Below are 11,652 nucleotides of genomic sequence, written 5' to 3'. Positions count from 1 at the left end.
GGCTAAATCGAGATCGACAATACCGAGAGAACACCAAGAGAAAACCAAGAGAACAGAATAGCGATGCAGATACATAAAGAAGCAGGCAGCGTGCGTAACACCTCCCAACCGGGTCGCCATCGCCATACCCACCGGATCCGGCGGCTTGCGCCACTGTTGCTGGCGGTTTGCACCAGCGCAGCGGGCAATGCGTTTGCGGGCTGTGAATACAGCGTCAGCAACGACTGGGGATCCGGCTTTGTCGCACATGTGCGTGTCACCAACGATTCCTCCGTTCCAGTGCAGGACTGGCAGGTGCAGTGGCAGTACTCTGGAGACAATCGAGTGACCAATGCCTGGAATGCCGAAGTCCAGGGTGACAACCCCTATACCGCCAGCAATGTCTCGTGGAACGGCAGCCTACAGCCGGGGCAGACGGTGGAATTCGGCTTTCAGGGAACCTCTAGCAGTTTCGCTGAAACCCCTGCGGTGAGTGGCGCCCTGTGCGATGGCGGTTCGTCATCGGGCGGTTCTTCCAGCAGCTCTTCGTCCAGCTCCGGCGGTTCTTCCAGTTCCAGTGGCTCATCCAGCTCGGGCGGGTCGTCCAGCTCCAGTAGCTCGTCCAGTTCCGGCGGCACCACGGAACACCTGTACAGCCTGGCGTCTTTTCCGATCGGCGTCGCGGTCGCCGCCGGCGACAGTGCGCGCAGCTTTCTGAAAATCCCTCAGCAAGAAATCACCATTCGCCAGCACTTCAGCCAGATCACTGCGGAAAACATCATGAAAATGCGTTTTCTGCACCCGGCGGAAAATACCTACGACTTTACCGATGCCGATCAGATGGTGGACTGGGCACTCACCAATGGTCTGAGCGTGCACGGTCATACATTCATCTGGCATCACGAGTACCAGGTACCCGGCTGGATGAAAAGCTACAGCGGCGATTTCCAGTCCATGCTCAATACCCACGTGGCCACCATTGCCGACCATTTCGCGGGCCGCGTGGTGAGCTGGGACGTGGTAAATGAAGTACTGGATGAGACCCAGTCCAATTGCTACCGGGATACGCTGTTTTACCAGCGGCTGGGGCGGGACTACGTCAGTGAGGCATTTATTGCTGCAGAGAGTGCAGACCCGGCTGCGGATCTCTACTACAACGATTACAGCATTTCCGGTGGCAACAGCGCCAAGTTCAACTGCCTGCTGACCATGCTGGACGAATTGCAGGCAGATGGTGCACCCATCGACGGAGTCGGCCTGCAGATGCATATACAGATCGACTGGCCCACCACCGATCATTTACGCAGTGCCTTCCAGGCTATCGTGGAACGTGGACTCAAGGTCAAAATCACCGAACTGGATGTACCAGTGAACAATCCCTACTCCTCCGCGCCATTCCCGCAACATACCGAGTTCACGCCGGAAGTCGCGGCCTTACAGAAAGCCCGTTACAAGGCCATCGTACAGACCTACCTCGAGGAAGTGCCGCCGGCATTGCGTGGGGGCATCTCTGTCTGGGGGCTCTGGGACGGTGACAGCTGGATACTGGACTTCGAAAACTGGCAGGGTGCGGATGATTGGCCACTGCTATTCAGCGGCCCCGCCAATGGCCCCTATGAAGAAAAACCCGCACTGGAGGGAGTTGCGGAAGCACTGCTGGGGCAATAGCCGGGGGCAGCGCAGCACAACACCCATAAAAGTGGGCAGGGTAAGATTCCCTGCTCGCTTTCCCGGCTCCAGTCCCACCTCCGGTGTTAAAACTGGGACACTCGCTCAGGCATCTCGGCGTCCAACTTTAGGTATTTTCCTAAAGTAGGACGCTTTTACGCCACCCACACGTCACTATTAAGACTGCCCCCTTGCGGGTGCATCGATTACAAGAAGAACCACTTACTCACAGACTCGGGCGGATACCCGCTACCCGATCACCGAAAATAAAAAATGCAGGAAGTAACTATGCAAGCGATTGAGAACTCCGTCGATGGCATTCAGGGCGCCGCCCAGAGCCGTCAAGACGCACCTCCCCTACCCTTTATCGTGCTGATCTGTGGTGTCGCCACAATCGGTGGTTTTCTGTTCGGTTTCGACAGTGGCGTGATCAACGGCACCGTCACCGGACTGCAGCAGGCATTCAACTCCAATACCGCTGGGACCGGCTTCAATGTGGCATCCATGCTGCTCGGCTGCGCGGTGGGTGCCTTTTTTGCCGGTCGCCTGGCGGACCGCTGGGGGCGCAAAACCCTGCTGCTGATTTCCGCGGTATTTTTTATTTTAAGCGCCTGGGGTTCTGGTATCGCCACCAGTTCGCAGGAGTTCGTGGTTTATCGCATTCTGGGCGGCCTGGCGGTGGGCGCCGCGAGCGTTATGTCGCCGGCCTATATCAGTGAGATAGCCCCGGCGGCGATTCGTGGACGCCTGATCACTATCAACCAGATCGCCATTATTTCCGGGTTGTTCGCTGCATTTGTCAGCAACTACTGGCTGGCCAATACTGCCGGTTCAGCCGTGAACGAGTGGTGGATGGGCTTTACCGCCTGGCGCTGGATGTTCTGGATCGAAATCGCCCCCGCCACCCTGTTCTTCCTCGCGCTTCTGATGATTCCGGAAAGCCCGCGCTACCTGGTGCTGTCGAAGCAGACGGCCCGTGCCCGCGAGGTACTGAGCAAACTGTATGGCGAAGCCGCTGTGAACGAAAAGCTGGAGAGTATTCGCCAGTCTGTCGCAGCGGATCACCGCCCGCGTATGTCTGATCTGCTGGAAAGTGCCGGTCAACGGGTCGGCAAGGTCCGCAAAATCGTCTGGGTGGGTATTGGCCTGGCGGTATTCCAGCAGCTGGTGGGCATCAACGTGGTGTTCTACTACGGCGCCGTGCTGTGGCAGGCGGTGGGCTTCTCCGAGTCCGACGCACTGCTGATCAATATCATTTCCGGCGGCGTGAGTATCGCGGCCTGCCTGATCACCATGGCACTGATCGACAGAATCGGCCGCAAACCGCTGCTGCTGGTGGGCTCCATCGGTATGGCGGTTACCCTCGGACTGGTGGCCTTTGCTTTCGCCAACTCTTCCCTGGTGGACGGCAAATTGCAGCTTTCCCAGAGTATGGGCCTGCTGGCACTGATCGCGGCCAACGCCTACGTGTTCTTCTTCAACGGTTCCTGGGGCCCAGCCATGTGGACCATGCTCGGTGAAATGTTCCCCAACCAGATTCGCGGTTCCGGCCTGGCGGTTTCCGGTCTGGCGCAGTGGGTGGCCAACTTTGCCATCACCATGAGCTTCCCGATTATGCTGACCGGCATCGGCCTTGCGGGCGCCTACGGCATCTACACCCTGTTCGCCCTGCTTTCGGTGGCCTTTGTACTGTATATGGTGCACGAGACCAAAGGTTTGGAACTGGAACAGATGCGCGGCTAACCCGCATCGCAAAAAACCCGCTGCACGGGTATCCGGGCAGCGGGTCTCTGACTACGCAATCGACAGCTTTATCTCCCTCCATCCGACACTGGATGACACCTTGGCTGAATCGGCAGGGAAGCCGCCTTACTCACTGCACGGATGCAGTTTTTTCCGGCAGGCTCTGCCCGCGGAGCGCGTTCTTCCGATATTCCGTCGGCGTCATACCCACCAACTTCTTGAAGAAAGCATTGAATGTGGCCTTGGTGTTGAAGCCACTGTCCAGCAGGATATCCATGACTGTGAGATCCGCGCAGTCCGGATCACCCAGCTTGTTTTTAGCCTCTTCGATCCGATACTGATTCACGAACTCAAAGAAATTCCGCTCAAAATGGCGGTTGATGGTGCTGGATACGCTGCGTTTGGGCACGTCCAGCTTGCTGGCCAACTGCTCCAGAGTCAGCGAAGGTTCCAGGTAAGGCTTTTCTGACTCCATAAATCCGGCGATACGATTTGCCAACGCGGTGTCCACCGCCGGCTTGACCTCTTCCGCTATCTCCCCGGCATCGTTGTCTGGAACAGGTGCCTCGCTCCCGTCCTGCTTGCGATCGATCCCCTCGAACATGGACGCGTAGCTGAGGCTGAAGAAGATCATCGCGCTGATCAGGATAAATACCGTGTAATTGCTGGCCAGCCCCATGATCCGGAAGTCCACCGGCAGGTCAGTTTGTGCAGCCAGAGTCAGGGCAACATTGACCAGCACCGCCCAACCACGCAGCAGCACAAAGCCCCACACCAGAATCAGCAGCCATTTGAAGTCGATGCGCTCCACATTGGAGTAAGTATCGCGCATCTGGCGTCGGCAGTTGCGAATCTCGATCAGGCAGAAGACCCCGAACAGCAGGCGCAAAGACTCGCGGCCAAAGCCGATTATCAGGTTCACCAGGGTTTCGCCGTAGGGGGTATATCCCTCCAGCATGGCAATTTTGGTGGCGCTATCGAAGCGGAAGTAGGTGAAGTACTCGTACAGGGCGTAGCCGAGAAACGGAAGCAGATACACCAGGTCCGAACGGGCCAGACGGTAGTCCTTATAGATCAGCGAGCGGGTGTACCACAGCAGTACCGGCCCCTCCAGCCAGTAGGCGAAGCCGAACACGTAAAACAGGTTCGGCGAGGTATCGATCGCCCATTGACGCACACCGGCCCCATAGCTGATCAGCGTATCCATCGGAATCATGGCCTGGGTCACCAGAAACGCGGCCAACAGCAGGAAGCTGAATTTTTGCTCACTGCGCACCGCCGTTAGCAGCAATGCGAAAAGCAGGCACTGGTAACTCGTCATCATCAGGACGATGTCGTGGACATTAAACAGGAGGATATCCATGGGAGGGGCGCTTCTCTCGGTATTGTTATTGTCTGCTTTGAACGCAGAAGCGATTGTCCCATAAGCCCAGGAGACAGCCGCAGTATTTTAAGGGGAGACTACCAGAATGTTTAAATAACAGCCAGAATGGCGCCATAACCAACGTATGACTTTATGCACACCCGATATCTGGACGTTCAATTTTGTGCAAATGTCTTAAGTGAGACGACTCGCAGTGCGCTCGGCAGTCAGTATTCTCGGGAGACTGAGAAGTACTCAATCTGACGACCAAGAAATAATCACAAACATAAAAAGGAGTGCCAGCGATGGTGCGATTCAAGCGAGATCAACTGGCTGCGGCTGTGACCGCAGTTCTGGCTGGGTTTATCAGCAACGGGGTTTTAGCCCAATCCGACGAAGAAGCCACCACGTCACAAGTGCTGGAGGAAGTGGTAGTCACCGTTGAACGCCGCGAGCAGACCTTGCAAAGCGTCGCCGGTGTCGCGCAGTCCTTCGATCAGGACAGCCTCGACCGTCTCGGTGTAGGTACCAACTTCCAGAACCTGCAAAACGTGGTTCCCGGCCTCAATATTGCCGATCAGGAAGGCAATATGGAGATCTACATCCGCGGTGTAGGTTCCAGTAACAATACCGAGCTGGGTGATCCGGCCGCCGCCACTCACCTCAACGGCGTGTACATCCCCCGCCCCCGCGGTGTTGGCGCCATGTTCTACGATATTGCACGGGTCGAAGTGAAAAAAGGCCCTCAGGGCACCCTGCGCGGACGCAACGCCACCGCTGGTACCCTCAACATTGTGGCCAACCGTCCGGACCTGGATGGCACCAGTGCAGACCTGGAAGTCTCCGCTGGCAACTTCAACAACTTCGGCGCTCGCGGTGCCGTGAACCTGCCGGTCACCGATACCTTCGCCCTGCGCTTTGCCGGCTACACCGAGCAACACGACCCCTACTTCAGCAATGCCAGCGCCAACAGCACATTGGATGCCGCCGGCAGTGAAGACGTCCAGTCCTTCCGTCTCTCCGCCCTGTGGGAAGTGAGCGAAGACACCACCCTTTACGTGGTGGCAGACCAGACCCAGGAAGCTGGCACCGGCTACCCAGGCGCCCAGATCAAGCAGGCGCTGCAGTCCGGCTACGATTTCGATGACCTGGACGATCCGCGTGCGGTGCTCTATCGCGGCACCGAGGGCGACCTGGATTCCACCCACACCGGTATCATGGCGGTGCTGACCCACAACTTTGACGGCTTCTCCGTAGAACTGTCGAGCAGCTACCGGGATCTGGATTTCAAACAGACCAATGCGTCCAACGACGGTGTCTACTTCCCGGGTCACAATGAAGTGAACCAGGAGAACTACAGCAGCCAGTACTGGAACACCCAGTCGGAGTCCATGGTGAACGAGCTGCGCCTTTTCTCCAACGGCGACGGCCCCCTGTCCTGGACCACCGGTATTTTCCAGTTTGAGGAAGACCAGCAGGCCGCGCTGTTCAGCCTGACCGACGGCGGCACCTGGTACACCGGCACCGAGTGGGTAATGCCCGATGTGGACGGTGCTTCTGTGGCCGGGTACGTGGATGTTTCCTATGACTTCACCGACAAACTGACCGCTTTTGCGGGCTACCGTCACACCAGTGAAGAAAAAGCGCGCTTCGGTACCGGTGGCAACTGGGCCTTTGCTTTCTTTGAAGCCGGCGACGAATGGGGCACCGCACTCCCCTCCCGCATCGGTACCCCGGGCTTCAAATACGATGGTCTCGGCCGCAGCAATTACGATATCGTCGGCGCCACTCCCGAGCAGCTATACGCTTACCTGCTGGACGGCATCGGCAGCTGGGGTGTGGATGACAACCTCGACGATCAGATTGCGTGCGTGACCAGTCCCGACTGCACCGACATCACCATGCCCTGGACGGTCGGCGCGCCGGTACAACAAAAGGGTGACTACGAAGATACCTACAGCGACTTCCGTATCGGCGGTACTTACCAGCTGACCGAAGACAATATGCTGTTTGCCAGTATCGCCACCGGCCATAAATCCGGTGGTTTCAACGACACCCTCGTCGATCCAGATGGGAACCTTGTTGCAGCGCCGTACGCACCGGAAAAACTGGTGATGTATGAAGTGGGCAGCAAGAACGAACTCACCCTCGGCAATGTGCCCACTCGCCTCAACGCCTCCGCCTTTTTCTACGACTACACCGATCAGGTGTTCCAGATGATTGTGGCCACTGGTGAAGACGACAGCGCGAGCTCCCTGCAGAACCGCAATATTGCCGACAGTGCCATTACCGGCCTGGAGCTGGAAAGCAAATTCCTGCTGCCCGCAGACCTGATGCTGGATATGACCGCTCTGTGGCTCAACGCGGAAATTGAAGAAGGGACCATGGCGGATACCCGCCAGGGCTGGGGCACTGACCTGCCGATTGTGGATATCTCCGGTAAGCAGCTGCCGCTTTCTTCTGATTTCACCATGACCATGGCTCTGTCTCAGCAGCTGGATACCTCTGCGGGTACTTTCGACTGGTCTGTTTCCGCCATGTACCGCAGCGATTACTACCTGAGCATCTGGAACAACACCGACTACGACCTGGTAGATGGTGAAACCGTCATTGGTAGCGATCCGGATTACGCCGATCAGGTAAACGGCTATGTGAACGTCGACGCGGGTATCGGCTTCACCGACAACTCAGGCAAGTACCGCGTCGAACTTTATGGGGCGAATTTGACCGACGTAACCGTCTCTAATAAGGGAATCATTGATCACGGCAACAACTTGCGGTTTACCAACCTGCCGCGCACCTACGGCGCGCGCTTCAAGGTGAACTTCTAAGCGGTTGCTGTAAGCCGGGCACGCTTTCATTGCGCGGCGGGCCCGGTAAATGACTCCCCTGCTCTCTCGACGTGTAAGAAACACACGTTTCACATGTAGTGATTGCGGGGGCCTTGATCACCCTTTCTCAAGGCCCCCGCCTTTTTTGAATTAGCGACGTTCCGCACCGGACCCGTTACGGAGTGCCCATGTCTTACCTGAAATCCCTGTCAGCAAGCATCATGCTGGCAACGGCCCTTACTGCCTGCAGCGAGCCTGAAAACAGCTCCGATAACGCCACCCATTCACCGCAGGCAACGGAAAATCAGCCGATACAAACCGAACAGTATTCCCTGGAAAACTGGCCCAAACTGGCGCCGGCGTTCCCCAAAGACGAAAAACTCGAAGCCCGTATTGCCGACCTGCTGTCTCAGATGACACTGGAAGAAAAAGTCGGCCAGATGATGCAGGCAGAAATCAAATCCATCACGCCGGAAGAAGTCAAAAAATACCATATCGGCTCCATTCTCAACGGCGGTGGTACCTTTCCGAACAATGACAAGTTCGCCACACCCGACGATTGGCGACAGCTGGCCGACGCCTACTTTGCCGCATCCATGGACACCTCTGACGGCGGCGTTGCGATTCCGATCATCTGGGGCAGTGACGCGGTCCACGGCCACAACAATGTGATCGGCGCAACCCTGTTCCCGCACAATATCGGCCTCGGCGCCGCGCGCGATCCAGAACTGATCCGCCGCATAGGTGAAGCCACCGCCCGCGAAGTGGCGGTCACCGGTGTCGACTGGACCTTTGCGCCCACCATTGCCGTGGTGCGCGACGACCGCTGGGGGCGCACCTTTGAAAGCTACTCCGAAGACCCGGAAATCGTCGCCGCTTACGCCCGGGAGATGATCAAGGGAATCCAGGGAGATAAAAACACCGAAGAATTTCTCGACGGCCGCCACCTGGTTTCCGCCGCCAAACATTTTGTTGGCGACGGCGGCACCACCCGCGGAATTGACCGGGGCGATACCCAGGTCAGTGAAAAAGAACTGGCCGAGATCCACGCCGCCGGTTACTTCACCGCACTGGAATCCGGCGTGCAATCGGTGATGGCCTCCTTCAACAGCTGGAACGGCAAACGTCTGCACGGACATAAATACCTACTCACCGACGTACTCAAAGAGCGCCTCGGGTTTGACGGCTTTGTGGTGGGCGACTGGAACGGCCACCGCTTCGTGGATGGCTGCTCCATCGACAGCTGTGCCGCGGCGGTCAATGCCGGTCTGGATATGTTCATGATCACTTCCGAGTGGAAGGCGCTGTTGGAAAACACCCTCGCCCAGGTCAAGAGTGGGGAGATTCCCATGAGCCGCATCGACGATGCGGTCAGCCGTATCCTGCGGGTAAAAATCCGCGCGGGGCTGTTTGAGCGGGATCGCCCGCTGGCGGGTAAAAACGGTATTCTCGGCAGTCCGGAGCACCGTGCCATCGCCCGCGAGGCCGTGCGCAAGTCCCTGGTATTGCTCAAAAACAATGATCAACTGCTGCCGATGGATGCGCGTCAGAAAATTCTGGTGGCCGGTGACGGTGCCGACAACATCTCCAAACAGAGCGGCGGCTGGACCATCTCCTGGCAGGGAACCGGCAACACCGCCGAAGACTTCCCCGGTGCCACCTCCATTTATACCGGTATCAAACAGGCGGTGGATGCCGCCGGTGGCCAGGTTGTCTTGAGAGAAAATGGCGCGCTGGCACCAGAAGACTTTGCGGGCGAGAAGCCCGACGTGGCCATCGTGGTATTTGGCGAAGATCCCTACGCCGAGTGGCACGGGGACCTGGCCAGCATCGAATTCCAGCTGGGCAGTAAACAGGATCAGGAATTGCTGCAGAAAATCAAAGCGCAAAATATTCCGGTCATCAGTGTATTCCTATCCGGCCGCCCCCTGTGGGTCAACAAGGAGCTGAACCTGTCGGATGCCTTCGTGGCGGCCTGGCTGCCGGGCTCGGAAGGCGCCGGGGTTGCCGATGTGCTGCTGACCGATGCCGAGGGCAACAAGCGCTACGACTTCACCGGCCGCCTCTCGTTCAGCTGGCCGGAGCTGGTACACCAGACCGTCATCAACCGTGACGACGAAGAATATGCGCCGCTGTTCAGCTACGACTACGGCCTCGACTACGCCAGCGATGTGCAACTGGCCAACAATCTCAATGAAGATGGTGAGTCCTACGTAGATGGTGCACTGGAAGACGCCTGGCTGATGGTGTCGCGCCCACAGGCACCGTGGAAACTGTTTATTGCCGATGGCGAACAGGATCCGGTCTGGGTCAGCGGCAACCTCGCCAGCAGCGCCGATGACAATATCACCGTGGCCTCCATCGATATGCTGTCTCAGGAAGATGCCCGCGCCCTCACCTGGAAAGGACTGCGCGCCGGTAGCGTGGTACTGGAAACCCAGAAACCCCAGGACCTCAGCCGTTACCTGAATGAAGGTGCCGCTCTCACCATGGACATCCGCATCGATGAAGCGCCGGTAGCGCCGGTATTCGCACAGATTTCCTGCGCCGGTGAAGCGTGCAATGGTGCTCTGCCCCTGCAAAGTACACTTCAGGCCCTGCCCCAAGGGGACTGGTCCCAGGTCACCATCGACCTGCAATGCTTTGCCAAGGCCGGGGCGGATTTCTCGAAAGTTTCCCAGGGCCTGTCTTTGCACAGTGAGGGCAAACTGGCCATGGCTGTGGCCAACATCAAGTTTGTGCCCGGCGCGGCGGAACAGGCACAGATTCGCTGCGGGAGCTGACAACCATGTCGTTGAACAGCCTGAAAAAAACGTCGGCAATTCTCGGCTTCGGTACTCTGCTGGCTAGTGCCAGCAGTAGCGCTGCAAATGACGGCGGCATTCAGTTCACTAAAGACAAACTCAAGTTAACACTGAATCCGAGCTACGGAGGCCGGATTACCGAGCTGCGCTACGGCGATAGCGACCTCCTGTCGTTGCCTCAACCCAGTGGCAATAATTTTGGTTCCACATTTTGGCTCAGCCCTCAATCTCTCTGGCATTGGCCGCCTGTTCCGGAGCATGATCACGCACCGTACGCGGTAACAGCCCGGGACACGGACTCCATCACTATGTCCAGTGCCTTCGGCGCTGGCGCCAGGGTGAGCAAAACCATCTCGATCGAAAGCGCCCATCGTGTCGCGATGCACTACCGCATAGAGGCACAAAAAGATTTCCCGGAGGTCGCTGCCTGGGAAATCACCCGGGTTCCCAACCGCGGGCTGGCGTTTGCACCGGTAAATTCGGAAACCGTCGAAACCGTGCGCGGAAAAATTTCCTACACCCTGGGCCAAAGTGCAATTTGGCTACCATTGGATGACTCCACGCCCCTGGTGGAAGGCAAGGTTATTGCCAACGGCAGTGAAGGATGGCTGGCCTACGCGGTGGATCAGCTTCTGTACCTGAAGGTTTACCCCCCCGTCGCAGCTGAACAGATGGCCACTAACGAGGGGGATATCGAACTCTATTTAAGTGGTGAGTCTCCCTACCTGGAACTGGAAGTGCAAAGTGCGGCCCGCCCCCTGCGCCAAGGGGAGCAGCTCCAATGGGGCGTTGACTGGCTGATTATCCCGATCCCGAGCGCTATTGATGTTAAAGCGGAATCAGCGGCGCTGCTGGCCTTTGCCCGCGACCAGTTGAATGCGTTCACCAGCGACTGATCCCTTCGGCGATTCGATTTGAATGGCTAATTTGTTCACCTCGTCTACACATCCTGAGTAACATTTCGCCGCGGTCTTCTGCGGCGTTTTTCTGCCAGCTGTCTACTAGTGGTCCATGCGGAAAGTTGTGTAACTGTTCGCTTCGCCAAAGTGCCCAGCTCTGCGTTGAGAAAGCTTGAAATAGAACCACTATTCCTGCGCTTTCTCGCCTTGATCTGAACACTTTGGCTGTGCTCCTTAGTTACCGAACTTTCCGCATGGACCACTAGCGGCACTTCTCCCGCACACCCCACCTGAAACCAAACAGTCACAAATAGTCAGGTGATTTGTAGTGAGGGAAACTGTGCGAACTTGTGACAAAGTGCTAG

The 11,652-nt window shown here is 57.5% G+C and carries 6 protein-coding genes; 5 read left to right on the top strand and 1 reads right to left on the bottom strand.

What is annotated here, in order from left to right; translation table 11 throughout:
- Nucleotides 1-63: 63 nt before the first annotated feature.
- Both ACYX4K_RS03570 and ACYX4K_RS03565 read left to right on the top strand, forming a co-directional pair.
- Entirely contained in the window at nt 64-1,647 is a 1,584-nt protein-coding gene (locus ACYX4K_RS03570) for an endo-1,4-beta-xylanase (protein ID WP_475093478.1), read from the top strand.
- A gap of 288 nt (nt 1,648-1,935) precedes the next feature.
- Nucleotides 1,936-3,390, top strand: a complete 1,455-nt coding sequence (locus ACYX4K_RS03565; RefSeq protein ID WP_475093479.1) for a sugar porter family MFS transporter — start codon at nt 1,936-1,938, stop codon at nt 3,388-3,390.
- Between the two features lie 130 nt (nt 3,391-3,520).
- On the opposite strand, the gene ACYX4K_RS03560 is transcribed toward ACYX4K_RS03565, so the two are convergent.
- Entirely contained in the window at nt 3,521-4,753 is a 1,233-nt protein-coding gene (locus ACYX4K_RS03560) for a helix-turn-helix domain-containing protein (RefSeq protein ID WP_475093480.1), read from the bottom strand.
- A gap of 305 nt (nt 4,754-5,058) precedes the next feature.
- Between ACYX4K_RS03560 and ACYX4K_RS03555 the strand changes: the two genes are divergently transcribed.
- The 3 genes from ACYX4K_RS03555 (at nt 5,059) to ACYX4K_RS03545 (ending at nt 11,284) form a co-directional block, all read left to right on the top strand.
- Entirely contained in the window at nt 5,059-7,584 is a 2,526-nt protein-coding gene (locus tag ACYX4K_RS03555; protein ID WP_476178764.1) for a TonB-dependent receptor, read from the top strand.
- Between the two features lie 188 nt (nt 7,585-7,772).
- The gene (locus tag ACYX4K_RS03550) at nt 7,773-10,367 is read left to right on the top strand and encodes a glycoside hydrolase family 3 protein (protein WP_475093482.1); all 2,595 of its coding nucleotides are present in this window, start codon (nt 7,773-7,775) and stop codon (nt 10,365-10,367) included.
- A 5-nt stretch (nt 10,368-10,372) separates the two neighbouring features.
- Complete coding sequence (locus ACYX4K_RS03545) at nt 10,373-11,284, top strand: DUF4380 domain-containing protein (protein WP_475093483.1); 912 nt, start codon at nt 10,373-10,375, stop codon at nt 11,282-11,284.
- Nucleotides 11,285-11,652: the final 368 nt, after the last annotated feature.

It is taken from the genome of Microbulbifer sp. ABF4_107 (assembly GCF_056312215.1).
Note: the sequence above shows the minus strand (reverse complement) of the source record. Positions and strands in the feature narration are given on the sequence as shown.

What these genes read in the sequence shown, in the direction of transcription:
- ACYX4K_RS03570 (WP_475093478.1), top strand. Translation starts at nt 64, where the DNA reads ATGCAGATACATAAAGAAGCAGGCAGCGTGCGTAACACCTCCCAACCG.
- ACYX4K_RS03565 (WP_475093479.1), top strand. Translation starts at nt 1,936, where the DNA reads ATGCAAGCGATTGAGAACTCCGTCGATGGCATTCAGGGCGCCGCCCAG.
- ACYX4K_RS03560 (WP_475093480.1), bottom strand. Translation starts at nt 4,753, where the DNA reads ATGGATATCCTCCTGTTTAATGTCCACGACATCGTCCTGATGATGACG.
- ACYX4K_RS03555 (WP_476178764.1), top strand. Translation starts at nt 5,059, where the DNA reads ATGGTGCGATTCAAGCGAGATCAACTGGCTGCGGCTGTGACCGCAGTT.
- ACYX4K_RS03550 (WP_475093482.1), top strand. Translation starts at nt 7,773, where the DNA reads ATGTCTTACCTGAAATCCCTGTCAGCAAGCATCATGCTGGCAACGGCC.
- ACYX4K_RS03545 (WP_475093483.1), top strand. Translation starts at nt 10,373, where the DNA reads ATGTCGTTGAACAGCCTGAAAAAAACGTCGGCAATTCTCGGCTTCGGT.